Here is a 26,178-nt window from a genome sequence, read left to right as displayed (position 1 = left end):
TTCTCGCTCATTTTTAATCCTGTGGTTGAACCTCTATTTTGCCATGTTCCACGCGGAACATCTTGCCCTTTTCGCCTACCATGTCGGCAACTTGCTCAGCACTCACTGCGCTGACAAAAACCTGTGCCTGGGTAGCCTTGAGACGCTCGGCCAATAATCGACGACGGCCGGTGTCCAATTCGGAAGCAAAATCGTCAAGCAGATACAGGCAACGCCGCCCGCTCTGTCGGGTGAGAAACTCACCCTGCGCTAACCGCAGTGCGCACATCAGCAACTTCAACTGACCACGCGATAGCAAATCTTCTACCGGCGTACCCTCGGCCCGAATGCGGAAATCCGCTTTATGTGGCCCGATGGCGGTATAAGTTAGCGCGCGGTCACGCTCAAACTGGCGTTCCAGCAACTCACCATAGTCACTCTCTTTATCCCAACCGCGCTGGAAAGAGAAACTCAAGGCGAACTCTGGCAGGAACAGGGCGCATGTGGCTGAAATATCTGCCGCAATTGCATCACTGTATGCCGCCCGCCACTCACTAATGCGTTCAGCCAGTGGGATAATTTCCTGATCCCAAGGCCGGATTTGCGCATAGCGACTAACCTGGCGCAGCGCGGCGTTGCGCTGCTTAAGTAATCTTTTTAGATTGCTCCAGGCCGTAAAAAAACCGGGTTCATTATGAAAGCAACCCCAGTCTAAAAAAGCGCGCCGGAATTTTGGCCCGCCATTCAATAAGGTGAACCCCTCAGGGGTGATCAATTGCATGGGCAGCATTTGCGCCAATTCGGCCACTTTGTGGCCGTCAGTGCCATCGATCCGCACCTTGCTATCACCCTGGCGGCTTTTACTTAGCCCAATAGATGATTCACGTTCATTCACATCAACCCGGCCATGTAACACAAACTCGGCACAGTCATGACGGATCACTCTGCCAGCTTGTAAACTACGAAAGGCCCTACCATGGCCAAGGGTATAAATCGCCTCTAACACACTGGTTTTACCGCTACCGTTGGGGCCAACTAAAAAATTAAACCCCGCCGCCAGCGCCAAGTCTGCCGATTCGATATTACGAAAATCTTTAATTAACAACCGTGTCAGAGCCATGCTGCAAATGTCTTCATTATTGAACATCAAACCATCAAGGGCGTTCGCATTACCTCTGAAAGAGGGCGTAATTGTCGCAGACAGATTGGGTGCGGACAGCGCACAACCACCGGAGCGTACTTAATGTACGTGAGGATGGTGAGCACTGCCCAATCCCAAGCTGGCAAGTAAGATAGCCCGCTATAGTTCAAAGACGCATTGGCATGACAACGTAGGCCGCAGCCTGACTGGCACCGTCTTCAATCTGCACACTGGAGACCGAATCGGTCAATAACAGGCGCACATCTTCGCATTTCAGTGCATTCAGCACATCAAGTACATAGCTGACGTTGAAACCGATCTCCATTTCTGTTCCCTCGTAGCTAACATCGAGGATTTCTTCCGCTTCTTCCTGTTCAGGGTTATTGGCGGTGATTTTGAGCTGATTGTGACTGACATAGAGCCGAACGCCGCGGAACTTCTCATTTGACAAAATTGCTGCTCGGGCAAAAGCCTGTTTCAGCAAGTCACAACCCGCTTCTAGCGTTTTGTCAGGGTTCTTCGGCAATACCCGGCGATAATCAGGGAAACGGCCATCAACCAGCTTAGAGGTGAAAATAAAATCCCCCACATGCGCGCGGATGTTGTTGCTGCCGATTTGCAGGCGCAGTGGTGTATCACCTCCATCCAATAACCTGACCAGCTCCATCACACCTTTACGCGGCACGATCACCGAATGTGAAGGTAATGTCTGCCCGATTGGCATGGAACATACCGCCAAACGGTGGCCATCGGTCGCCACAGTGCGCAGCTCTTCACCTTCAGTCTCAAACAGCATACCGTTCAAGTAATAGCGCACATCCTGATGAGCCATCGAGAACTGAGTGGACTCAATCAGACGTTTCAGTGTGGCTTGCGGTAAGGTGAACTCTACCTCACTCTGCCAATCATCCAGATTAGGGAAGTCCGCCGCGGGCAGGGTAGACAGCGAGAAGCGGCTACGGCCAGAGCGCACCAGTAGACGATCACCATCCAGTGCCACCGTGATTTCTGCCCCTTCTGGCAAACCGCGCCAGATATCAAAAAACTTCCGGGCCGGTACGGTGGTTGCTCCCTGGGTATGGGGATTTGACAACGCAACACGCGCGACCATCTCCATTTCCAGATCGGTCCCCGTCAGCAACAAAGAGCCTTCGGTCACTTGCAACAACAAGTTACCTAAAATTGGCAACGTAGGACGTCCACCCAGCGGGCTACTGACCTGTTGCAGCGGTTTTAGCAGATGCTCACGTTCAATGATAAATTTCATAGCGCTAGGAGGATAATGTTCTGATTAAGTTAGAGAAATCTTCTTTGATGTCGTGGCTTTCTTCACGCAATTGCTCAATCTTGCGGCAAGCATGCAACACCGTGGTATGGTCGCGGCCACCAAACGCATCGCCGATTTCAGGCAGGCTGTGGTTGGTTAACTCTTTTGCCAGCGCCATCGCCATTTGGCGCGGGCGGGCCACCGAACGAGAACGCCGTTTGGAGAGCAGGTCAGCGACCTTAATTTTATAATATTCTGCGACAGTCTTTTGAATATTATCGATGGTAACCAGCTTTTCCTGCAATGCCAGCAAGTCACGCAGAGCTTCGCGAACAAAATCAATGGTGATTGCCCGACCGGTAAAGTTGGCATTAGCTATCACACGGTTCAATGCCCCTTCCAGCTCACGCACATTGGAACGCAGACGCTTGGCAATAAAGAACGCAACCTCACCGGGCAAGCGAATATCATTTTCATCCGCTTTCTTCATCAGGATCGCGACTCGGGTTTCCAGTTCCGGCGGCTCAATAGCAACCGTTAAACCCCAGCCAAAACGCGATTTCAAACGATCTTCGACGCCATTGATCTCTTTTGGATAGCGATCTGAGGTCAAAATGATCTGCTGATTACCTTCCAATAAGGCATTAAAGGTGTGGAAAAACTCTTCCTGGGAACGCTCTTTATTGGCAAAGAACTGAATATCATCGATTAATAATGCATCAACGGAACGATAATAGCGTTTAAATTCTTCTATCGCGTTGTTCTGCAAGGCCTTAACCATGTCCTGTACAAAACGCTCCGAATGCATGTAAACCACTTTGGCATTGGCTTTACGCGCCATGATGCCATTCCCTACTGCATGTAACAGGTGAGTCTTACCCAAACCTGTACCGCCATAGAGGAATAACGGGTTATATGCGCCACCCGGATTATCAGCAACCTGACGTGCCGCAGCACGAGCCAGTTGGTTGGATTTACCTTCAACGAAGTTATCAAATGTGTGCTTCGGGTTCACATTCGAACGGTAAGAATGTTCAGGTTGAGCGGGCGAACTGTCCCAACTCGGGCGTACAGGGGCGCTGCGGGTAACCGGAGCGACAGGTGCACTAACACTGGCGGTTACTGGATGGCTGTGTGTTCTTACCGCCGGTTTACTCCCTACTTCAAAACGCAGTAAAGGAACCTCGGAACCACAAAAGTCATTAAGTAAGCCATTGATATTGTTTAAGTACTTATCACGGACCCAGTCCAGTACAAAACGATTAGGGGCGTAAAGCGCCAGAGTATTGTCACTCAGTTCCGCCTGTAGGGGGCGTATCCACATACTAAATTCTGTGGCAGGTAACTCATCCTGCAATCGGGCAAGACACTGCTGCCAAAGCGAAAGTGACACGGCGGACTCCACTCGAACAAGATCAATAAAAGAAAGAAATCAGGATTTTTTGTAACTCATCGTTTTTGACACACGCCAATATGGCCTGTAGCAAGCCAAAGTGACATGCGAACCGTTTTTCGGTTGTTTTTACGACTAACATCCCCCTGCGATCCCGGAGTAGTGATCCAGAGTAGCGGATGCGATCGGAATGGCGGATCATAGCGCAAAAGGAGCAATAGATCCTCCCCTTCCTCACAGATTAGATCCTTTTTATCCACAGGACATAACTTCTGTTAGGAGTGTAACCCAGTGCACAGCTTTTCGTGTCCCTCATCAGCAATGATCGCAAAATATTTCAGAATATACTGGTATCACCTTCCCCTTTTCTAACAACTGATCCTCATTAATCCACAAAGGATCTCACGGTGATCCTTGCGATTTGTCTGGGAGTCCGTATAATCCTCAGCCCTACGTGTGATGCCTGTGTCCTTGATGGCTTTGGCCAAAAAGAAACCAGCGGTGAACACGGGCAGGCTCTTGGTAAACTCCCGATACAGAAAACTTCTGTGCGGGCGGGCGCAATGTCAATTGACTCAGGACTGTACAATTATTACAATCCCGCTTCTTTATATGTTGCGATTGAGGCGTCGGTGTCTTCACTCCGAGCAGCCAAACGCGTTTACTGAATCAGTAATTATTTTAAGTTTAGGTAGAAATCGCTATGAAACGCACTTTCCAACCGTCCGTATTGAAGCGCAACCGTAGCCACGGTTTCCGTGCTCGTATGGCCACCAAAAATGGTCGTCAAGTTCTGGCTCGCCGTCGTGCGAAAAGCCGTACTCGTCTGACTGTTTCTAAGTAATAAAAGCTAACCATCTCAGTGGTTAAGCTAGCATTTCCTAGGGAGTTACGTTTGTTAACTCCCAGTCATTTCACTTTTGTCTTCCAGCAGCCACAACGGGCTGGCACGCCGCAAATCACCATCCTCGGCCGCCTGAACGAGCTGGGGCATCCCCGCATCGGTCTTACCGTCGCCAAAAAACATGTCAAACGTGCTCACGAACGTAACCGGATAAAGCGCCTCACACGCGAAAGCTTCCGTTTGCATCAGCATACGTTACCGTCTATGGATTTTGTCGTTTTGGTGAAAAAGGGTGTGGCTGACCTCGATAACCGTGCGTTGACGGAAGCTTTGGAAAAATTATGGCGTCGCCACTGTCGCCAGGCTCCCGCATCCTGATCGGGCTAATCAGGGGCTATCAGCTCGTGATTAGTCCGCTGCTGGGGCCGCGTTGTCGTTTCCATCCGACATGCTCTCATTATGGAATTGAGGCATTGCGCCGGTTTGGGATGATAAAAGGCAGTTGGTTAACACTGAAACGCGTATTAAAATGCCACCCTTTGAACCCAGGTGGCGATGATCCCGTGCCGCCGAAACCCGACGATAACAGAGAACACTAACGATGGATTCGCAACGCAATCTTCTACTCATCGCTCTGCTGTTCGTGTCTTTCATGATCTGGCAAGCCTGGCAAGTGGATAACAGTCCACAACCAGCCGCTCAGACCACGCAACAGACTGCGAATACTGCTACCGGTGATAAAGCAAGCCAGGCTGTGCCCGGCAGTGGTCAGGGTCAACTGATTACTGTAAAAACTGATGTGCTGTCTCTGACCATTAATACCCGTGGTGGTGACATCGAGCAGGCTAACCTGCTGGCTTACCCGGATGCTCTGGGTTCAGATAAAACTTTCGAATTACTGGAAACCACTCCAGCTTTCGTCTATCAGGCGCAAAGCGGCCTGACAGGCAAAAGCGGCCCGGATAATCCAGCTAACGGTGAGCGCCCACTGTTTGAAGCGCCTCAAACCAGCTTTGTATTGGCTGACGGTCAGGATGAACTGCGTATTCCATTGACCTTTACCGGCAAAGATGGCTCCGTTTTCACCAAGACTTTTGTGCTAAAACGTAACGATTACGCCATTGGCGTGGATTATCACGTTAAAAACGCCTCTGCTGCCCCGCTGGAGCTGACGCTGTTTGGCCAGTTGAAGCAAAGCATCAATTTGCCTAAACACCGTGATACCGGCAGCAATAACTTTGCGCTGCACACCTATCGTGGCGCGGCTTACTCTTCTGATGACACTAAATATAAAAAATACAGCTTTAGTGATATCGAAGACAAAAATATGGACATCACCACCAAAGGTGGCTGGGTAGCCATGTTGCAACAGTATTTTGCAACCGCCTGGATCCCGGCAGCTAATGAAACCAACACTTTCTACTCTTCTGATTTGGGTAATGGTCTGGCGGCTATCGGCTTTAAAGGTGCGCCAGTTATTATTCAACCGGGTGAGCAGAAACAACTGGGTGCTACCTTATGGGTTGGCCCAGAAATTCAGGACAAAATGGCGGCCATTGCGCCACATCTGGACCTGACTGTTGATTATGGTTGGTTATGGTTTATTTCTCAGCCACTGTTCAAACTGTTGAAATTCATTCACAGCTTTGTCGGTAACTGGGGCTTCTCCATCATCGTGATTACCTTTATCGTGCGCGGTATCATGTACCCGCTGACAAAAGCGCAATACACCTCGATGGCGAAAATGCGTTTGCTACAGCCTAAACTGGCTGCCATGCGTGAGCGTATCGGTGACGATAAGCAGCGTATGAGTCAGGAGATGATGGCGCTGTACAAAGCTGAGAAGGTTAACCCGCTGGGTGGCTGCTTACCGCTGGTCATTCAGATGCCTATCTTCCTGGCGTTGTACTACATGTTGATGAGTTCCGTTGAGTTGCGTCATGCGCCATTCATCCTGTGGATTCATGACCTGTCAGCACAAGACCCGTACTACATTCTGCCGATTCTGATGGGTATCACCATGTACTTCATTCAGAAGATGTCACCAACTACCGTGACGGACCCAATGCAGCAGAAGATAATGACCTTTATGCCAGTTATCTTCACTGTGTTCTTCCTGTGGTTCCCGGCTGGTCTGGTACTGTACTATATCGTCAGTAACCTGGTGACCATCCTGCAACAGCAGTTGATTTATCGTGGTCTGGAAAAACGTGGTTTACATAGCCGCGATAAGAAGAAACAGTCTTAACATGATAGATACCCCAGTCACTGGCATACGTCAGTAACTGGGGAGAGCAGCTAACAAACGCTGCGACTGCAATTAAGAAGGGTATATGAGGCGGTCATAGCTATATGACCGCCTTATTCTTTTAAAGAGAGAAATAACCATGAGCACCACTGATACTATCGTGGCACAAGCAACCCCGCCAGGCCGTGGTGGTGTTGGTATTTTACGTGTTTCAGGTCGTGCTGCCACAGACGTGGCGCAGGCGGTTTTGGGCAAATTGCCCAAGCCTCGCTATGCCGATTATCTGCCGTTTAAAGATACTGATGGCAGTACATTAGACCAAGGTATCGCTCTCTACTTCCCCGGCCCCAATTCCTTTACTGGCGAGGACGTGCTGGAACTGCAAGGTCACGGTGGTCCGGTTATACTGGATTTACTGTTAAAACGCATTCTGGCGCTGCCAGGGCTGCGCATTGCCCGTCCGGGTGAGTTTTCTGAACGCGCGTTTTTAAATGACAAGCTGGATTTGGCTCAAGCAGAAGCGATTGCCGACCTGATTGATGCCAGCTCGGAGCAAGCCGCCCGCTCAGCAGTAAATTCATTGCAGGGTGCATTTTCAGTTAAAATCCATCAATTGGTGGAAGCACTTACTCACTTGCGAATCTACGTCGAAGCTGCCATTGACTTCCCAGATGAGGAAATTGACTTCCTTTCTGATGGCAAGATTGAAGGCCAGTTGAACGGTGTGATGGCCGATCTTGAGCAGGTGCGCACTGAAGCACGGCAAGGCAGCTTATTGCGTGAAGGGATGAAAGTGGTCATTGCCGGCCGCCCAAATGCCGGTAAATCAAGCCTGCTCAATGCGTTAGCGGGCCGTGAAGCGGCAATCGTAACCGATATCGCAGGCACAACTCGTGATGTTTTACGGGAACATATTCATATCGATGGGATGCCATTGCATATCATCGATACTGCTGGCTTACGTGAAGCCAGTGACGAAGTTGAGCGCATTGGTATCGAACGGGCGTGGAATGAGATAGAACAAGCAGATCGCGTACTGTTTATGGTTGATGGTACGACGACTGATGCCACCGAACCGGCCGCTATCTGGCCTGAGTTTATGGCCCGCCTACCATCGACTCTGCCCATCACCGTGGTGCGCAATAAAGCGGATGTCACAGGTGAATCGCTGGGGTTAACCGAAGTGAATGGTCACTCACTTATTCGCTTATCGGCCCGTACCGGCGAAGGTATTGATCTGCTGCGTAGCCATCTTAAGCAGAGTATGGGCTTTACCAGTAACACCGAAGGTGGCTTCCTGGCTCGCCGACGCCATTTGCAAGCGTTGGAAACCGCTGCCCAGCATTTGGTGCAAGGCCACGAACAGTTAGTAAGCGCTTACGCCGGTGAGTTACTGGCGGAAGAGCTACGTTTAGCACAACAGTCATTGAGTGAAATTACCGGCGAATTCAGCTCAGATGACTTACTGGGGCGCATTTTCTCCAGTTTTTGTATCGGAAAATGAGTGTGATGTTATAGAGCTGGAGCAGATTATCGCTAATTTTGATAATCTGACTCTATGAGTCCGAACTGTTAGAGTCTCGACCGACGGTAGCTCGAACACTTAACTTTATTCATAAACTGAGGTATCCATGATTATAAAACCACGTGTACGCGGCTTTATCTGTGTGACTGCTCATCCGGCGGGCTGTGAAGCTAACGTCAAAAAGCAAATCAACTATGTCACAGCAGAAGGCCCAATTGCTAACGGCCCAAAACGAGTATTAGTGATTGGTGCGTCAACTGGATACGGGCTGGCAGCTCGAATCACAGCAGCATTTGGTTGTGGTGCCGATACGCTGGGTATTTTCTTTGAACGCCCAGGAGAAGAAGGTAAACCGGCGACCTCCGGCTGGTACAACAGCGCAGCTTTCCACAAGTTTGCTGAGCAGAAAGGTCTGTATGCGAAAAGCATCAATGGCGATGCTTTCTCCGATGAGATCAAACGACTGACCATCGAGGCTATTAAGCAAGATCTGGGTCAGGTTGATCAAGTTATCTATAGCCTGGCCTCGCCGCGCCGCACTCATCCAAAAACCGGCGAAGTGTTTAACTCCACACTGAAGCCAATCGGCCATGAAGTTAAATTCCGTGGCCTGGATACCGATAAAGAAGTTATCAAAGAAGTTGTGCTACAACCCGCAACTCAAACCGAGATAGACAACACGGTAGCAGTGATGGGGGGCGAAGACTGGCAGATGTGGATTGATGCGCTACTGGAAGCTGGCGTGCTGGCTGAAGGGGCACAAACTACCGCCTTTACTTACCTGGGTGAAAAAATCACTCATGATATCTATTGGAACGGTTCTATTGGCGCAGCCAAAAAGGATCTGGACCAAAAAGTTCTGACTATCCGCAATAGCTTGGCTGCCCATGGTGGCGGTGATGCCCGGGTATCCGTGTTGAAAGCGGTAGTGACTCAGGCAAGCTCCGCTATCCCAATGATGCCACTGTATTTGTCATTACTATTCAAGGTGATGAAAGAAAAAGGCACTCATGAAGGCTGCATCGAGCAAGTTTATTCGCTGTATAAAGACAGCTTGTGTGGTGAGGCACCGCATCTGGACGCCGATGGCCGTTTACGTGCTGACTACAAAGAACTGGCACCAGCAATTCAAAACCAGGTACAAGCATTGTGGGATCAAGTCACCAATGACAATATCTACCAATTGACTGACTTTACCGGTTATAAGACTGAGTTCTTAAACCTGTTTGGGTTTGCCGTCGACGGTGTGGATTATGACGCTGACGTAAATCCTGATGTAAAAATCCCTAATCTGATTCAGGGCTAAACTCCGGTTATAGCGATAGAACCCGCTGCGCAATTTGTACGCAGCGGGTTGATAATCCGCCTTTCGTTCCAATCGCCTAATAAAAAACACTAAATCCATTATCTCTATAATAGATAAGCTAAGATCATTTTCTTCGTTTACGCTTCATCCCCGCAATGTTTGAATGATTTCATTCTTAGTTATCCCGCTTTTAGCTAAAAGAATAACCGGCAACATAATAAATAAAGCCTCTGGTAGAGACTAAATTAACACTATTCCACAGGGAAATTATGATGAGAATGCGTTCACTAACGATACCTTTATTTAGTTTAATTATTGTTACTTCACTAAATGCCCATAGTGAAGAAAATAAAGTTATCAAATTGGGATTTAATCCTGGCCCTTATAAAGAACAATTTGAAAAAGGTGTAGCCCCTTATCTGATCAACAAAGGCTATCGCATCGAATATAAAGATTTTAATGATGGTATCCAGGTTAATAATGCCGTTAGCACTGGCGAGATTGATGGCAATATCATGCAACACCCTATTTATCTGCAAGCGATAAATGAGCGTCTGCGGATTGATAATACCGGTATTGTTCAGGTCCCAACGCCACCGATGGGACTGTATTCTGATAAATATCAGCAAAGCCAAAAAGACCAAAAACCCAAAGAAGGTGCTTTGATTTCAGTCCCTAACCAGCCCTCAAATGAGTACCGCGCAGCACTGTTATTGCAATCTATCGGCTGGATAAAGCTAAAGGAAAAAATTGATCCAGCGACCTTCTCGCAAAAAGACATAGCAGAAAATCCGTACCATCTGGTGATCAAAGAGATGGATAATGCCCAGCAAGTCAGAGCATTACCCGATGTCGACTTTGGTGCTATTCAGGGTAATTTTGCTGTATCTAACGGTATAAAACTCAGCTCAGCACTGCAACTTGAAAAACCAACCACACAGTTTGTGAATGTGGTAACTGTCGCCGGTAAAAATAAAGATGCAGAATTTGCCAAGGATATTATTGCGGGATACCACTCGGCGGAGTTCAAAAAATACATTCTGGGAAATGAGAAATACACCGGTTATATGCTGCCTGATTATCTTAAGTAATGGAATAATCTGATGATTGAACTTCAGCATATTTCTAAAACCTTTGAGCGTAAAGGTGTAAAGCTACAAGCGCTTAATAATGTTAGTTTAACCATCGAAGATGGCGATATATTTGGCATTATCGGTTATAGCGGTGCAGGGAAAAGCACCTTATTACGAATGGTAAACTCATTGGAAAGTCCAACATCCGGTGATGTGATTATTGATGGTAATAATCTACATGATTTTAGTCATGAGCAACTCAGGCTACTTAAAAAAAACATCGGAATGATATTCCAGAATTTTAACTTACTGGAGTCAAAAACTGTTTTTAAGAATGTCGCTATGCCGCTCATCTTATTAGGTAAAAATAAAAAATTCATTCAGGAGCGCGTCGCTGAATTGCTGGATTTTGTTGGGTTAGGTGATAAGAGCCATAGTTTTCCTAATGAATTATCGGGGGGGCAGAAGCAGCGGGTAGGTATTGCTCGTGCGCTGGCAACCAATCCATCAATTCTGCTGTGTGATGAGGCCACATCGTCACTGGATCCACAAACCACCGCCCAGATTTTATTATTACTGAAGAAAATTAATCAGCAATACAATATTACAGTGTTGCTGATTACCCATGAAATGTCCGTCATTCAAAAAATCTGTAATAAGGTCGCGGTTATGGAAAACGGCCAAATAATTGAGCAGGGTTCGGTATTAACGGTTTTTGGCCACCCCACTCACCCCACAACCCTTAATTTCGTCCGCACCGTAATCAAGGATAGCCTGCCCGATAGTGTGAGAAAACTGTTAGATAGCAGTCATGCTGGCCGCCAATTTCGTTTAGCCTTTATGGGGGCGATTGCGACGCAACCGGTGATAAATCAACTTATCAGGCAATATGATGTGGGCGTGAATATTCTATTTGCCAACATGTCGGAGATACAAGACACCACATTGGGTCATATGGTGCTGCTGTTAAGCGGTGACAACAACCTCATTGATAGTGCCGTCACGCATCTGGCTGGAACAGGAATTGATATACAGGAAATACATTAATGATCGAAACCGCAATTACGTTGGACCAATTTGTCCAGGCGCTACACGACACACTGGTTATGGTCAGTATTTCATTGGTGATCGGTTCTCTTATTGGTATCCCACTGGGAATCTTATTGGTGGTAACCCGGCCCGGAGGGCTAATTAACAATCGCACTTTTTATAATATTCTTAACCCGGTGATTAATATCATCCGATCACTGCCCTTTATTATTTTGATGGTAGCGATTATCCCACTCACCCGCTTGATCGTGAATACCACTATCGGAACACCAGGGGCCATCGTGCCATTGATTATTTTTATCGCACCTTATATTGGCCGATTAGTAGAAAATTCATTATTAGATGTTAACCCCGGAATTCTCGAGGCAGCAAAATCGATGGGTGCCACGCCCCTTCAGGCGATTTGGTATTTTCTATTACCCGAAGCACTGTCATCTTTGATATTGGCACTGACCACAGCCACCATTGGCTTGATTGGTGCTACCGCCATGGCAGGTACTGTCGGCGGCGGTGGGATTGGTGATCTGGCTATAACCTATGGCTATCAGCGCTTTGATACGTTCGTCACTGTGACCACGGCCATTGTATTGATTATCACCGTGCAGTTAATCCAATCACTGGGAAATTTATTTGCCAGTAAAATTCGCCGTGAGTGATAAATAATCCCCCCTTTCAGCTAGACAGAGGGGATTCAGATAACTAACAAGTCAAATGAAGGGGAAACGTGCCGTTGGGGTCGCTCTTAGTTTCAAATACAAGTGCGTAAGCCACCGAAGCGCCCTTAGGTACGGTCACCCCTTTACACTCCATTGATTAAACCTTAAAGCCGCTAATCACACTCTCCAACTGTAAAGTTTGATCCTGCATCGCCTGAGCCGCAGCAGCAACTTGTTGCACTAGCGCCGCATTTTGCTGGGTTGAATTATCCAACTGATTGATTGCCAGATTAACCTGTTCGATACCCAAACTTTGTTCCTGACTGGATGACATGATTTCATTCATTAATGCCGCCACATTGGACACCCCGCTCATTAAATCATCCATAGTGGTGCCCGCGTCAGCCACCAAGCCAGTACCAATGGCAATATCAGCCACCGAGTCCTCGATCAGTTTTTTAATCTCACGAGCAGATGTCGCTGAACGCTGCGCCAGATTACGCACTTCTGATGCCACCACCGCAAAACCACGGCCTTGTTCACCCGCTCTTGCTGCTTCTACCGCCGCATTAAGTGCCAATATATTGGTTTGGAAGGCGATACTGTCAATCACACTAATGATATCGACTATTTTCTTCGATGAATGATTGATTGAACCCATGGTATCCACCACCTGTTTCACCACCTTGCCACCTTTCACCGCAACAGTAGAAGCATCTCTCGCCAATTGGTTGGCGTGACTGGCGTTATCCGCATTTTGTTTCACCGTGCTGGTAAGTTCATCCATTGAGGCTGCGGTTTGTTCAATTGAACTGGCCTGATCTTCAGTACGGGCGGATAAATCCAGATTACCGCTAGCTATCTGGCGCGATGCTGAGGCAATAGCCAGGCTACTTTCACCGACTTGCCGCATCATTTGCTGTAAATAGTCGATAAAATTGTTGAAACTTTGGTTAATTGCATTGAATTCCGGGCTATTACTTTCCGGTAAGCGCTGAGTCAAATCAGCCCCTCCCGCCGATAATGCAGTGATATTCTCTTTCAAAGCCGCTAAGCGTTTCATAAAGACGCGGATAGAAAACACCAGTAACAAAAGCAATAACAGCATAATTGGAATCTGTACTAACCCCAGATGCAACAGGATGGCGTGGCTCTGTTTCACCAATAAACTGGTTGGTAAGTCAGTAACCAAATACCATGGGCTATTGGCGATCGGGCGAATAAACAGGGTGTGAGAGGTTCCATCGACATCAAATTCACTCTCCAGTGCTTTTTGATCTTTTAACTGCGGCAGTAACCGCTGGGTTTCAGCCGCCATCGGCGAGTTGGCCGCAAAGTCAGACAGATTTTTTAATTCGGCTTTGCCATCCGCCAGAGCACTGCTGCCGACAATCTTGCCATCAGCTTCGACAATCAGAATAGTGCCATTCACTTTCTGTTCCATTTCTTTAACCAAACGGTTAAAGAAACCTAAGGTAACGTCAATGGTTGAAACACCGTATGCCTCATCACCTTTATAAATTGCCATCGCGCAGTTGGTTCTTGGCTGTGGGCTGGCATCATCCTGGTAGGCCTTAGCCCACGCGCAGAAGCCTTTAGGCGCATTTAAGCCATCTTTGTACCATGGTTGCTCAAAATAATTTTGTGATTCTGGCGAATTCCAATGGGTGTTGACCGTTAACTTATTTTCTCCATTACGGGCAAAGAAAGTGCTGAACTTAGTCACCCCTTGCTCACGTTTATTAGGTAATGGCCAAATGCCACCACCAAACACATTACTGTCGCCGTACTGATCCACCAGCCCCGGTAATAGTTGATCAATGCTATTGCTGTCCATAATGGCAACAGCCTGTGTAATGCTGCGGGCTTGCGCTTCCACTTTGTTCATTTGCGCCGTGATTGCCGTCGCAATTTGGTCAACGCTATTACCAACAATGGTACTTTCAGATTGTTTGAGTTGTGGTGTCACAAAAAGCTGAATAACCACCACGGTGATTATCAGTAATAAAATAAAAAACGCACTGACGAGTAAAGTAAAGCGGGCTTGAGTGGTTTTTAGCATTATCGTGTCGCTCAATTAAGAGAGCTGGATAGCTCCAGATCTATTAACGGCATTTTGCGCACAGACTTGATGACTGATAAAAACGATTTTTCCGTTCCTCTCCTGCGGTCACAGTTTCAGCGTAATAATTCCCCCCCTAACACAAATTTAAGTGATGTTTAAATGTCGTCATACGCGAGATAGTCATTGTTTTATCGCATAAGTTTGGCCTACTCTGGTAACAAATAGCCAATAGATTTCAAAATGCAGGTGAGAGGCCAACACACCTGCAATAAGAAAGATGACGGGTATAAAGCCTCATCCATTTACTGAACGGGAGTATGTCATGCCACAGCAATCCCTTAAAATTGTTACCCTACTGGGTAGCCTGCGTAATGGTTCTTACAATGCGATGGTAGCCCGCGCACTGCCTAAATTAGCCCCTTCAGGCGTCACCATTGAAGCACTGCCTTCTATTCGTGATATTCCGCTTTATGATGCTGATGTTCAGCAGGAAGACGGCTTCCCGGCTACAGTTCAAGCTATTGCTGAGCAGATTCGTCAAGCTGATGGGGTTATCATCGTCACACCGGAATATAACTATTCGGTGCCAGGTGGATTGAAGAATGCGATCGACTGGTTGTCTCGCTTGCCAAACCAACCACTGGCAGGCAAGCCAGTTGCTATTCAAACCAGCTCAATGGGGCCGGTGGGTGGAGCACGTTGCCAGTATCACTTACGTCAGATCCTGGTTTTCCTTGATGCGATGGTGATGAATAAGCCTGAATTTATGGGTGGCGTGATTCAAAGCAAAGTGGATGAGCAAGCCAAGGCGTTGATTGATCAAGGAACGTTGGATTTCCTTACCAGCCAACTGGCAGCCTTTGTGACCTATATTGATCGTGTCCGCGTAAAATAACCCATGATTCAAACCCCCACTGGCCGCTGGTGATTGGGGGTTACTCTCTTGACCCACACATGTTGGATGCTGCTAAATGGCCGTTAAAATCACTGTCTGGCTTATCCTGACCCTGATATCCACTCTCTGGCTGGGTTGGTATGGCTTAAATGAGCAGCAAGCTGAGCGTGAGGCCGAATTTCGTATTACCCACCGTGAATTGAGCCAGCAATTGGCCCAGCAACAGGCTATTTTGTTTCTGACTCTTGAACCGAACCAACTGTCGCAACTACAGCGCCATTTCCCGCAATTAGTCGCAATTAGCCAAACTAAAGCCGACAAATCAAAAGCAGGCCAGTTAACGCTGCAAGTTCACGGCGGTGATTATCAGCTATCGAACTCATACAATGGCAGTGGCTTGCAGATTAATGGGTTAAAACTGTTGCAGGTAGTGGGTTTACCGGAAAATTTCGACAGCGTGACATTACGCTATCAGCAACATCCGTTAGCTGTGCTGGGCAAGCCAAATCCAGACAGCTTTTGGCAATGGCAAAAACCATTGGGAGAGGGCGCTCAATCCTTTGCGTTAACTGGCTATGCAACTCCTCTTTGGCGTGACCTGCCTTGGTTAACTGCCCTCCTGCTTTCACTCATATGGGGAGCTACCCTCTATGGTTGGCACCGTTGGCAGCAGTTGGCGCAATACCGCAATCGCGCCGAACAACGGGCTAAATTTGCTGATCAAGCCAGACTCAATGCCATGGGGGAAATTGCCACAGGTATTGCCCATGAGTTGAACCAGCCACTCACTGCCACCCTGACGTATAACCAAACCGCTCTGCGGTTATTACCCGCACAGGACGACAAAATCACCCCACTGCTACGGGCGTCGGTTGAGCAAATCAAACGGATTTCGGCGCTACTGGAGCGGCTACGCACATTACTCAGCCGTGGGCAGGTGAATTTACAACCGGTGGTGGTAGCGGATATCTGGTTACGCGTGAATGCTTTATTAAGTAATGAGATAGCCGCCAGCAAAGTAACGGTTGTGAATAGTATTCCAGCGAATTTACCGCCACTCTCGGCCGATCCTTTATGGCTGGAGCAAATTCTGCATAATTTACTCAGTAATGCTATCCATGCCGTACAACATACTGCGACCCCGTTAATTTATTTCACTACCCGCCTGCAACCACAGCAATGGCTAATTCAGATAGAAGATAATGGGCCGGGGTTAAGCCACCAGCAGTTAGACCACCTGTTCACACCTTTTTATACCACTCGCGAGAGTGGCCTGGGATTAGGGCTAACCCTGAGTGAGACATTGGTACAGCGAATGGGAGGTGACATAAAAGCCGCAAACAGTGAACATGGCGGGGCTTGTTTTATCCTAACCTTTCCCCTGATTGGCGAGAATACGCATGACAAAACACATTTATCTGATTGATGACGATGACGGTGTTCGCGCCGCGCTAACCGCATTACTCGCCACCCTGGGCTGGGAAGTAAAAGCATTCAGTGACGGCCAGTATTTCCTCGATACATTGGCAATAACCCAGCCAAGTTGCGTACTGCTGGATATCAGAATGCCGGGTAAGAGTGGGATGGCAGTATTAGAAGCCATTCAATGCCGTGATAGCACTCTTCCGGTCATCATAATGACTGGACACGGTAATATTGAATTGTGCCGCCGGGCATTTAAAGGTGGAGCGCTGGAGTTTTTGACCAAACCTATCGACGCCGATGTACTGATCGAGGCGGTCGGCATGGCACTGGAGCAACATGAGCAAGCGCTGGCAGTGAAAAAGCAGCAAGTGAGCTATCAACAGTTACTTAGCCAACTCTCACCCCGCGAGCGGGAAGTCGCCGCGTTGATTATCCAAGGGGAAACCAGCAAGCAAATCGCCCATATGTTGTCACTTTCACCGCGAACCGTTGAAGCGCACCGCGCGAATATATTCTCCAAGCTGGAGGTCAACTCACTGGCATCACTTATTCATCACTATCACTTATCCTCCCAATAATCCCCAAGGCAATTGGCGTTACAGGTAGGCTGCCAATATACTCTAAATAATTCGAGTTGCAGGAAGGCGGCAATTGAGCGAATCCCCTGGAGCTTACTCAAGTAAGTGACTGGGGTGAACGAATGCAGCCAACGCACATGCGGCTTGAAGTATGACGAGTATAGGTAGAAGTACGGAGTAAAACGGGTAGTTAGCCGAATGTTTTTTCACCACTTATCGCCGTAACATAGCGGCACAGTGATTAAATCACTTCGCTAACAATAAGGATTTTATATGATCAAGCCTATTGCCCTGACCTCCGCCTTATTCATTGGCCTGATAGCTCAAGCCTCTGCTGCGGGTCTGAACACTGAACGTAATATCTCTCAGGCGCTGGCCACCGATTTGGCCAGCCGCACCCTCGCTGTTTGCCAGGCGGATGGTTACAACGTGGCGGTAACCGTCGTTGATCGCGCGGGCATCATCAAAACCGTGTTACGTGCTGATAATGCCGGCCCGCACACCGTTAAAGCCAGCGAGCAAAAAGCCTTTACGGCACTATCGACTAAAACCCCAAGCGGGCAAGTGATGGAAAACAGCCAAAAGACACCTGCGGCCAATAACCTGAAAGACATTCCAGGGTTCTTGCTGTTAGGGGGTGGCGTACCAGTGAAAGCAGGGGACGAGGTGGTCGGTGCAGTGGGTGTTGCCGGAGCACCCGGTGGGCATTTGGACGCACAATGTGCGACAAAGGCACTGGAGCAAATCAGCGCTCAGTTAAAAGCATAAGATTATAACGACAACGCCCCCACCCTCGGTGTCGAAAGGGGGGCGTTTTTATGATCGGCTATCAGTGATCAACAAAGGCAATTTTCAGCACAAACAGCAGCGCAACAACCACTACGCATGGGCTGATTTCACGCCAACGACCCGTACCCAGCTTCATCAGGCAATAAGAGATAAAGCCCAGCGCGATCCCTTCAGTGATAGAGAAACTAAACGGCATCATCACCGCGGTAACAAACGCAGGAACGGCTTCAGTCAAATCATCCCACTTCACCCGTGACAGGCTAGATGTCATCAGCACGCCAACATAAATCAACGCACCGGCAGCGGCATAAGCAGGCACCATACCGGCCAGGGGTGACACAAACATCACCAGCAGGAACAAGATACCAACCACAACGGCCGTTAAACCAGTACGACCCCCGACAGACACCCCTGAGGAGCTTTCAATATACGCGGTCACCGATGAGGTACCGATAAAAGCACCGGCTACCGAGCTGATGCTATCCACGTACAGCGCTTGCTTCATGCGCGGGAACTTGCCTTTATGGTCGGTTAAGCCCGCTTTATCCGTGACGCCGATTAATGTGCCGGATGAATCGAACAGGTTAACCAGCATGAAGGAGAAAATGATCCCCGCCATACTTATATTCAGCGCTCCGGCTAAATCCACCTGCCCGACCACAGAAGTCACACTTGGCGGCATGGAGAAAATGCCAGAGTAATGTACATCACCCAGCGCCCAGCCAATCAGCGTGGTGACCACAATCGACACCAGCACCGCAGCATGAATATTGCGAGAGGCCAGAACCGCAATAATAAAGAAGCCCAGCGCACCTAACAGCACACTGTGAGAAGTCAAATTACCTACCGCGACTAAGGTATCCGGGTTTGCCACCACGATACCGGCATTTTTCAGCCCCATCATGGCAATAAACAGGCCAATACCACTGGTAATCCCCACCCGTAGGCTCAGTGGGATGTTAGCAATCATCCAATACCGGATGCGGAAAATGGTCAGCAAAAGGAAACCGATTGCGCCCCAGAAAATAGCACCCATGCCGACTTGCCATGAAATACCCATCGCGCCAACCACCACAAAAGCGAAGAAAGCGTTAAGCCCCATCGCCGGAGCCAGTGCTACCGGTAAGTTAGCCAATAAGCCCATAAAGATGCTACCAAAGGCGGCAATCAGGCAGGTTGTCACGAAAACAGCCCGCACATCCATACCCGCAACCCCTAAAATCTGTGGGTTTACGAACACGATATAGACCATGGTCAAAAAGGTAGTGATACCGGCAATCAGCTCAGTACGTGCCGTGGTACCGTGCTGTTTCAGTTTAAATACACGTTCGAGCAGCCCCTGCTCAGTATCAAGGTTTGGTTTACTCATTCGAAGAGTTCCACAGAAGGGAGTGATAGTCGGGGGATATCCTATAACAAAAAACTATTGTTTAGAGCGGGATCACACTCTTTTTTGGCTATTTTTTATCTTCACTGTTGCGCAACAACGCCTTCATTATGACTACGTATTATTCAACCCGTTGTATTTTATTAACTTGTCATTAGTTTTTCTGCTAGTAGGGTCAATAAACATCGCATTCTTACTCAGGATGATTAAAGTGAAGTGAACGTAGATCTGCACAATTTAAGGATAAGTAGAGTGAATAACATTGAATGCGTCATGTTCGATTGCGATGGCACCTTGGTTGACAGTGAAGTCCTGTGTTGTCGTGCATACGTCGTGATGTTTGCCCATTACGGTATCCACCTGTCGCTGGAAGAGGTGATTAAGCGTTTTAAAGGGGTAAAACTGAATGAAATAGTCGCGCTGGTGAGTAAAGAAAACGGTCTGGATGAATCAATAGCAACGCTGGAAAAACTCTACCGCGCTGAGGTTGCACGCCTGTTTGATGCCGAATTACAGCCTATTGCTGGGGTAAAAGCGCTATTGGAGCAAATCACCCTGCCCGTCTGCGTGGTCTCCAACGGGCCAGTGAGCAAAATGCAGCACTCCCTTGGCCTGACTGGCCTGCTGTCTTTCTTTGATACACGCCTCTATAGCGGTTACGACATTCAGCGTTGGAAGCCTGATCCCGCGCTGATTTATCACGCGGCAAAAGAGATGCAGGTGGCCGCCGAGCACTGCATTTTGGTGGAGGACTCCGCGGCCGGCACCCACGCTGGGATTGCCGCAGGGATACCGGTATTTTACTACTGCGCCGATCCACACAACCAGCCGATACACCACCCGCTAGTCACCATGTTTGATGATATTCAGCAACTGCCTGACTTGTGGCGCGAAAGAGGCTGGCAGATTACTCATCATTAGTGTGCCGACGGCGCTGGTTTATGACTCAACCAGCGCCATGAACGTTTAATGGCACTTTGTTTCTTAATCGCATGCTGTGGGCTAAAACGGCGGTTGAGGCCATTTGCCAATAAATCCAAAGCCAGGCATAAAACGAAGTAGACCAACGCGACAAATAGAAACACTTCCATGGGATAAACCATGCTGCGGTTATTGACCTGAGTTGCCAGAAAAGTCAGTTCATTCACCCCAACTATATAAGCCAGCGATGTGTCCTTAATCAATGAAATCCATTGATTGATAAATGATGGCACCATCATGCGCAATGCTTGCGGCAAGACCACAAACCATAAAACCTGCCAGCGGTTAAAACCTAGCGACAGCCCAGCCTGCCACTGCCCTGCACCAATCGCCACAATCCCCGCTTTTACTGCGTGCGCCAGATAGGCGGAAGCAATCAATGCCAGTGCACACACCACCGTGGTGATTTCGGGGATATCCACACCAAATACAATTGGCAGCAGGAAGTAGGTCCAAAAAATCAGCATTATCACCGGGATGGCGCGGAAAAAGCCCAAAAAAGCCGCCAATACGCCCGCCCAAACACCACGAGACATTGCCAGCAATACCCCCAGCACGGTCCCTAAGATTGCGGAGGCCACTCCAGCCATGATACTGATCAGCAGGGTTAATGCCGCCCCACCCAGAGGGCCATCGGGGAAAGTACCCCACAGTAGATAAGTCCAGTTATCAGCAATAATTGTAAAATCCATCTCAATGCCCCCTGATGGTGGTTCGCTGTTGACGCCACATGCCCCAGGCTTCAATCAACGCGATAATGGCGATATACAATACTGTTGCCACACCAAAGGCTTGAAATGTCCGCAATGTTTCGGTTTCAACCTGACGAGAAGCATAGGAAAGCTCAGCCACCCCGATAGCCATCGCTAAAGAGGAGTTTTTAATAATATTCATGTACTGGCCCAGCAATGGCGGCATGGCAATTTTCAACGCCTGCGGCAACACCACATGGCGCATCGATTGCCAGCCCGTTAACCCCAGCGCATGTGCCGCGTATTTTTGCCCTTTAGCGACACCGCTGATCCCAGAACGTAATTCTTCAGCAATAAACGCCGTGGAATAGAGGGTTAGCCCGATAAACCCGGCTAAAAATTCAAAAGAAGGCCAACTTAACGTGAGTCCGATAAAGGTGATTTCATGGGGTGTATTGAGCCATGGAACCCAGGAAGCAGGCAGAAACTGACTGGCAGCAAAATACCAAAAGAACAGTTGGATCAGCAACGGCGTATTGCGAAATAGCGTGCTGTAGCCAACAGCAAACCACCGCAGCGCTTTGAGTTCGCTATCTCTGGCGGCAGCGAGCAAAAAGCCTAATAACGTGGCAGCAACCACCGTGCAGGCAGAAATCCACAACGTAAGCAGAAACCCCTGCCACAGCCAGTTAAGATATTGCGGGGCCAACAACCAATCAGTGAGATGATGTAGATTCATAGGTCTTGATACCCATATCGCGCTAAAAGCATCTCAATAGCTATTATTAGCTGTGCTGTAAAATCCATCTTACCTATCCCCCATGGTGTTAATCACTAACGGATTACAATGCAAGCAGCCCCACATCGTGACAATGCAGGGCTTTAATGTTCTCACTTCAAGGACGAAGGATTTATTAGGCTTTAGGTTGCTGATCCAGTGGCGCAAACTTAAACTCACCGCGCGGCTGGGCTGCATTGGTTGCTGGGCCAAACCAACGATCATAAATCTTCGCCGCTTCGCCATCTTTTTCCAATTTCACCAGTGTTTCGTTAATACTTGCCGTTAAGCGCTCTTCACCCTTAGGAATACCAACCCCTTGGTACTCTTTGGTAATACTGAACGGTGAGATCTCAAAATCAGCTTTTTGTGCCGCCGGTAAGTTACCGAGCAGACCGACAAGTTTCGCATCATCCTGGGTGATAGCTTGAACGTTACCATTACGCAAAGCAGTAAATGCCAGCGGTGTATCATCGTAAGAAATCACTTTTGCGGTTGGATAATGCTCCCGCAGGGTAATTTCCTGAACCGTACCTTTATCCGCACCAATACGTAATTTGCCGATATCTTCAGGTGTCTTTAGCACCCCTTTATGCGCGATAAATTTCTGACCCGTAGCGAAATAGGGCAGGCTGAAGTTAACTTCCTTAGCGCGCTCATCAGTAATAGTGAAGTTTGCCGCAATCAGATCAACTTTCTTCGATGTCAGTAATGGAATACGGTTGGCCGGGTTAGTGGCGCGTAGTTCTACTTTTACACCGAGATCTTTCGCGATAGCATTCGCCACGTCCACGTCATATCCCACCAGCTTTTTAGTCTGTGGATCGATATAACCAAATGGAGGGTTACTATCAAAAACAGCAATCCGCACCACACCCGCTTGCTTGATATCATCCAGTTTATCAGCGTGGGCTGCGCCAGACAGCGTCGCCAGACCAGCTAACAGCGTTAATGCCAGTGCGCTTTTTTTTGTGGACAGAGATTGCTTCATTGAAAGCTCCTAAGGTGATTGAGATGTTGCGATGTGGATAAGCTATCAATTCGGCGTTAGGTCAGGAAATAATATAAAACGATATATTTATAACTAATTAATCTCAGTCAATTAGTCTGATTATATTGGCAAAGAAAGTGGGATCGGTGGCAAAGGAAAATGAGGAAAATAGGGAGCCTTAGCGTGCGTCCCAAAGCCTGTTTCTGAAGTTGTAGGTTGAAAAATGCTGTGTATTCAGCAAATAAAAAAACAATCGATGAAAAAACATCCAAAAAAGTGAGCAAGTAACACGATCGTAGCCCTAAAATTTGGCTCAATCGTGTTATTAGCATGTATTAGAAAAAAGTGAACTGGCAGAATTATTTGCTACTGGAACTAGCATCAGATCGGACTTCTTCTGTATTAGCCTTTTCCTGAGGCACTATTACAGCAGGTTTTACTTTACCCTTACTTTGGCTGTCAGATTCCTCTGTTATCTCAGACTGGCCGATAAAGACGCCACCTTTCTTGATTGAGAAATTACTGCCTTTCACAATGCCGTTTAAACGACCATTTTCCAGAATTTCCAGATGATCAGAAACACAGATCCCTTCAATCCGTCCATCCACCGTAATGTGTGGTGCGGTTAAATTCCCCTCAATCTTGCCACTGCGCATCAGCCTTATGGTGCCATCACTAACGATAATATCGCCAACCACTACACCATAAATTTGAATGTCGCCATCAAGCCTAACATCACCTGTTAATTGCGTACCTGCGGCGATAACGGTATTTGTTTTAGTTGTATCTGGTGACAAATCAGTTAATGGTGAATGGGCCTTATGGGGAATATTCGTCACAGGAAACACCTCATTATTACTGTTAGTTTTCTTTTTAAACATAATTTTTATCAAGATAAAGATAAGGAATAGAGTAGGAGCAAGCAGTAGATAAAAAAATAAATTGTAGACTATATAGCTCACTAAACATGCTATCCATAGCACCCAAAATAGGCTAAGCGTTACATTTTTGTGTGTATACAGGCCCATATTCACTTATCCCGCTCCCGCGTAAAAACATACCAAAATAATCATGTTAAGCTGAAATTTAAATATCACCTAAAACAATTCCGACATGGGAAATACACCTTCCGTCAAAAGGAAAATATATTTCCCACCAATAACAAAATTATCAGTAATATATAAAAACAGAGAAGCACAATGCTATTTTATTATGTCAATCAATTAGGATTTAGAATATAAACAAACATGAAACAATATAGAATTACTTTATATTGTTCAAAAAAGGAGGGCAAATACAAAAAACAATCCCCAACCTGCCTAATTCGCCAGGATGATTGGGGAAATCGTTATTTTTCAGTCTTACTGGAAAGCAGTTTCTCTAAATCATCGCCACCAAGGTGGCGGAAATCCTGCCCTTTGACGAAATAGAAGATAAACTCACAAATATTCTGACAGCGGTCGCCAATACGTTCAATAGAGCGAGCGCAAAACAGGGCAGTCAGTACACTTGGGATAGTTCGCGGATCTTCCATCATATAAGTCATCAATTGCCGCACGATGCCCTCATATTCCTGATCAACCTTTTTATCTTCGCGATAGATCCGAATAGCCTCGTCCAAATCCATACGTGCGAAAGCATCCAGCACATCATGCAACATTTGCACCGTATGGCGGCCCAAAGACTCCAGACTAACCAACAAAGGCTGATGCTGATGAGAGAATTTTTCCAGCGCGGTACGGCAGATTTTATCTGCTACGTCACCGATGCGCTCCAGCTCAGAGATAGTTTTAATAATCGCCATCACCAAGCGTAAATCACTGGCCGTAGGTTGACGTTTGGCAATGATGCGCACACAGGCTTCATCAATCGCCACTTCCATCATATTGACCTTTCTATCGCCTGCAATTACTTGCTTCGCCAGTTCACCGTCCTGATTATGCATTGCGGTGATCGCGTCAGATAATTGTTGTTCCACCAGTCCACCCATAGTCAATACTTGGGTGCGGATATGTTCAAGTTCTGCATTGAACTGGCCGGAAATATGTTTATTCAGATTCAAGTTATCCATAATACTTCCCGTACGTGTAAGTAGGCGAAATTGATGTATACCCTAAATAATTCGAGTTGCAGGAAGGCGGCAATTGAGCGAATCCCCAGGAGCTTACTCAAGTAAGTGACTGGGGTGAACGAAAGCAGCCAACGCACATGCAGCTTGAAGTATGACGGGGATAGGCCGATCAGCCATAGCGACCAGTAATATAATCTTCCGTCTGTTTTTGCTGTGGCGCAGTAAACAGGGTATCGGTATCACTGAATTCGATTAGCTCGCCCAGATACATAAATGCAGTGTGGTCTGAGCAACGGGCAGCTTGCTGCATGTTATGCGTCACAATAACTACCGTGTAATCGGACTTCAATTCACTGATCAACTCTTCAATTCTACCAGTGGATATAGGGTCCAGCGCTGAGCAAGGCTCATCCAACAGCAATACATCAGGGCGGATAGCAATACCACGGGCAATACACAAACGCTGCTGCTGCCCGCCTGACAAGCTATAACCACTCTGGTGTAATTTATCTTTGGTTTCATTCCATAATGCCGCTTTGGTCAGCGCCCATTGCACCCGTTCATCCATATCGGCACGGGACAAGTTTTCGAACAGTTTCACACCAAAGGCGATGTTATCGTAAATCGACATCGGGAATGGGGTCGGTTTTTGGAAAACCATGCCAACTTTAGCCCGCAACAACGCAATATCTTGTTTGTCAGTCAGGATATTCTGACCATCCAATAAAATATCGCCTTCAGCACGTTGATCAGGATACAACTGATACATTTTATTGAATGTACGCAGCAGAGTAGATTTACCACAACCTGATGGCCCGATGAATGCTGTGACCTGGTTCTTAGCAATATCCAGCGAGATATTCTTCAGCGCATGGAATTTGCCATAGTAGAAGTTCAGATCGCGAACCTGGATTTTGCTGTTATTGATGTCAGTAGCCATACTCATCAAGACTTCTCTCTTTTAGCCAATGCCGCCGTAGCCGCATTTTGAAATTTATTGGCGATTCGGTATTTTCATTACTCAATGCTGATACTTACGCAGCC

The 26,178-nt window shown here is 47.6% G+C and carries 25 protein-coding genes; 14 read left to right on the top strand and 11 right to left on the bottom strand.

The genetic code is table 11. The annotated features are described in order from the left end of the window. Positions 1 to 13: 13 nt before the first annotated feature. The 3 genes from recF to dnaA all read right to left on the bottom strand — a co-directional run bounded on the left by recF (position 14) and on the right by dnaA (position 3,780). Complete coding sequence (recF, locus tag Q2T71_RS19075) at positions 14 to 1,099, bottom strand: DNA replication/repair protein RecF (protein ID WP_372560198.1); 1,086 nt, start codon at positions 1,097 to 1,099, stop codon at positions 14 to 16. 187 nt (positions 1,100 to 1,286) lie between these two features. Continuing rightward, complete coding sequence (dnaN, locus tag Q2T71_RS19070; protein ID WP_005186756.1) at positions 1,287 to 2,387, bottom strand: DNA polymerase III subunit beta; 1,101 nt, start codon at positions 2,385 to 2,387, stop codon at positions 1,287 to 1,289. 4 nt (positions 2,388 to 2,391) lie between these two features. Then, complete coding sequence (gene dnaA / locus Q2T71_RS19065; RefSeq protein WP_083161536.1) at positions 2,392 to 3,780, bottom strand: chromosomal replication initiator protein DnaA; 1,389 nt, start codon at positions 3,778 to 3,780, stop codon at positions 2,392 to 2,394. Positions 3,781 to 4,483: 703 nt separating this feature from the next. Here dnaA and rpmH point away from each other — a divergent pair. The 9 genes from rpmH to Q2T71_RS19020 all read left to right on the top strand — a co-directional run bounded on the left by rpmH (position 4,484) and on the right by Q2T71_RS19020 (position 12,482). After that, complete coding sequence (rpmH, locus tag Q2T71_RS19060) at positions 4,484 to 4,624, top strand: 50S ribosomal protein L34 (protein WP_004393543.1); 141 nt, start codon at positions 4,484 to 4,486, stop codon at positions 4,622 to 4,624. 18 nt (positions 4,625 to 4,642) lie between these two features. Continuing rightward, complete coding sequence (gene rnpA / locus Q2T71_RS19055) at positions 4,643 to 5,002, top strand: ribonuclease P protein component (protein ID WP_025380108.1); 360 nt, start codon at positions 4,643 to 4,645, stop codon at positions 5,000 to 5,002. Further along, positions 4,966 to 5,223 (top strand): membrane protein insertion efficiency factor YidD, encoded by a 258-nt coding sequence (gene yidD, locus Q2T71_RS19050; RefSeq protein ID WP_032906726.1) that lies wholly within the window; start codon positions 4,966 to 4,968, stop codon positions 5,221 to 5,223. The genes rnpA and yidD overlap by 37 nt, the downstream gene beginning before the upstream one ends. A 2-nt stretch (positions 5,224 to 5,225) precedes the next feature. Continuing rightward, a complete protein-coding gene (yidC, locus tag Q2T71_RS19045; RefSeq protein WP_083161538.1) occupies positions 5,226 to 6,872 on the top strand; it encodes a membrane protein insertase YidC in 1,647 nt (548 codons plus the stop codon). 139 nt (positions 6,873 to 7,011) lie between these two features. After that, complete coding sequence (mnmE, locus tag Q2T71_RS19040; RefSeq protein WP_372560197.1) at positions 7,012 to 8,376, top strand: tRNA uridine-5-carboxymethylaminomethyl(34) synthesis GTPase MnmE; 1,365 nt, start codon at positions 7,012 to 7,014, stop codon at positions 8,374 to 8,376. Between the two features lie 127 nt (positions 8,377 to 8,503). After that, the gene (gene fabV, locus Q2T71_RS19035; RefSeq protein ID WP_372560196.1) at positions 8,504 to 9,703 is read left to right on the top strand and encodes an enoyl-ACP reductase FabV; all 1,200 of its coding nucleotides are present in this window, start codon (positions 8,504 to 8,506) and stop codon (positions 9,701 to 9,703) included. Between the two features lie 272 nt (positions 9,704 to 9,975). Next, positions 9,976 to 10,794, top strand: a complete 819-nt coding sequence (locus Q2T71_RS19030; RefSeq protein WP_372560678.1) for a MetQ/NlpA family ABC transporter substrate-binding protein — start codon at positions 9,976 to 9,978, stop codon at positions 10,792 to 10,794. Between the two features lie 12 nt (positions 10,795 to 10,806). Next, the gene (locus tag Q2T71_RS19025) at positions 10,807 to 11,823 is read left to right on the top strand and encodes a methionine ABC transporter ATP-binding protein (protein WP_372560195.1); all 1,017 of its coding nucleotides are present in this window, start codon (positions 10,807 to 10,809) and stop codon (positions 11,821 to 11,823) included. After that, complete coding sequence (locus Q2T71_RS19020) at positions 11,823 to 12,482, top strand: methionine ABC transporter permease (RefSeq protein WP_372560194.1); 660 nt, start codon at positions 11,823 to 11,825, stop codon at positions 12,480 to 12,482. Before Q2T71_RS19025 ends, Q2T71_RS19020 begins: the two co-directional genes overlap by 1 nt. 157 nt (positions 12,483 to 12,639) lie before the next feature. Here the strand turns inward: Q2T71_RS19020 and Q2T71_RS19015 are convergent, their stop codons facing one another. Continuing rightward, on the bottom strand, positions 12,640 to 14,544 hold the full coding sequence (locus Q2T71_RS19015; RefSeq protein WP_372560193.1) for a methyl-accepting chemotaxis protein: 1,905 nt from the start codon (positions 14,542 to 14,544) through the stop codon (positions 12,640 to 12,642). Between the two features lie 325 nt (positions 14,545 to 14,869). Here Q2T71_RS19015 and Q2T71_RS19010 point away from each other — a divergent pair, with 325 nt between their 5' ends. The 4 genes from Q2T71_RS19010 to Q2T71_RS18995 all read left to right on the top strand — a co-directional run bounded on the left by Q2T71_RS19010 (position 14,870) and on the right by Q2T71_RS18995 (position 18,213). After that, the gene (locus Q2T71_RS19010) at positions 14,870 to 15,442 is read left to right on the top strand and encodes an NADPH-dependent FMN reductase (RefSeq protein ID WP_372560192.1); all 573 of its coding nucleotides are present in this window, start codon (positions 14,870 to 14,872) and stop codon (positions 15,440 to 15,442) included. A 76-nt stretch (positions 15,443 to 15,518) separates the two neighbouring features. Then, entirely contained in the window at positions 15,519 to 16,868 is a 1,350-nt protein-coding gene (locus tag Q2T71_RS19005) for a sensor histidine kinase (RefSeq protein ID WP_372560191.1), read from the top strand. Beyond that, on the top strand, positions 16,843 to 17,445 hold the full coding sequence (locus Q2T71_RS19000) for a response regulator transcription factor (protein WP_372560190.1): 603 nt from the start codon (positions 16,843 to 16,845) through the stop codon (positions 17,443 to 17,445). Before Q2T71_RS19005 ends, Q2T71_RS19000 begins: the two co-directional genes overlap by 26 nt. Before the next feature lie 273 nt (positions 17,446 to 17,718). Then, positions 17,719 to 18,213, top strand: coding sequence for a heme-binding protein (locus Q2T71_RS18995; RefSeq protein ID WP_005186737.1), 495 nt, complete (start codon positions 17,719 to 17,721; stop codon positions 18,211 to 18,213). A 61-nt stretch (positions 18,214 to 18,274) separates the two neighbouring features. Here Q2T71_RS18995 and Q2T71_RS18990 read toward each other — a convergent pair whose 3' ends face one another. Then, complete coding sequence (locus Q2T71_RS18990) at positions 18,275 to 19,603, bottom strand: NCS2 family permease (protein ID WP_005186735.1); 1,329 nt, start codon at positions 19,601 to 19,603, stop codon at positions 18,275 to 18,277. A gap of 270 nt (positions 19,604 to 19,873) precedes the next feature. Between Q2T71_RS18990 and yieH the strand changes: the two genes are divergently transcribed. Then, a complete protein-coding gene (gene yieH / locus Q2T71_RS18985; RefSeq protein WP_372560189.1) occupies positions 19,874 to 20,542 on the top strand; it encodes a 6-phosphogluconate phosphatase in 669 nt (222 codons plus the stop codon). Here the strand turns inward: yieH and Q2T71_RS18980 are convergent. The 6 genes from Q2T71_RS18980 to pstB all read right to left on the bottom strand — a co-directional run bounded on the left by Q2T71_RS18980 (position 20,539) and on the right by pstB (position 26,080). After that, entirely contained in the window at positions 20,539 to 21,294 is a 756-nt protein-coding gene (locus Q2T71_RS18980) for an amino acid ABC transporter permease (RefSeq protein WP_372560188.1), read from the bottom strand. The genes yieH and Q2T71_RS18980 overlap by 4 nt on opposite strands. Position 21,295: 1 nt before the next feature. Continuing rightward, entirely contained in the window at positions 21,296 to 22,033 is a 738-nt protein-coding gene (locus Q2T71_RS18975) for an amino acid ABC transporter permease (RefSeq protein WP_372560187.1), read from the bottom strand. 175 nt (positions 22,034 to 22,208) lie between these two features. After that, positions 22,209 to 23,063 carry an ABC transporter substrate-binding protein gene (locus Q2T71_RS18970; protein ID WP_083161564.1) on the bottom strand — a complete coding sequence of 285 codons (855 nt, stop codon included), beginning with the start codon at positions 23,061 to 23,063 and terminating at the stop codon, positions 22,209 to 22,211. A 359-nt stretch (positions 23,064 to 23,422) separates the two neighbouring features. After that, positions 23,423 to 24,091, bottom strand: a complete 669-nt coding sequence (locus tag Q2T71_RS18965) for a polymer-forming cytoskeletal protein (protein WP_372560677.1) — start codon at positions 24,089 to 24,091, stop codon at positions 23,423 to 23,425. A gap of 320 nt (positions 24,092 to 24,411) precedes the next feature. Then, positions 24,412 to 25,134 carry a phosphate signaling complex protein PhoU gene (gene phoU, locus Q2T71_RS18960; RefSeq protein ID WP_049612252.1) on the bottom strand — a complete coding sequence of 241 codons (723 nt, stop codon included), beginning with the start codon at positions 25,132 to 25,134 and terminating at the stop codon, positions 24,412 to 24,414. 169 nt (positions 25,135 to 25,303) lie between these two features. Further along, positions 25,304 to 26,080: a phosphate ABC transporter ATP-binding protein PstB gene (pstB, locus tag Q2T71_RS18955; RefSeq protein WP_004713904.1), complete on the bottom strand. Its 777-nt coding sequence runs from the start codon at positions 26,078 to 26,080 to the stop codon at positions 25,304 to 25,306. Between the last annotated feature and the right edge of the window lie 98 nt (positions 26,081 to 26,178).

Origin of the sequence: Yersinia sp. 1652 StPb PI (genome assembly GCF_041538345.1) — a bacterium.
Lineage (GTDB): Bacteria > Pseudomonadota > Gammaproteobacteria > Enterobacterales > Enterobacteriaceae > Yersinia > Yersinia enterocolitica_E.
The sequence above is the reverse complement of the archived record's forward strand: the minus strand, read 5'-3'. Positions and strand labels throughout refer to the sequence as shown.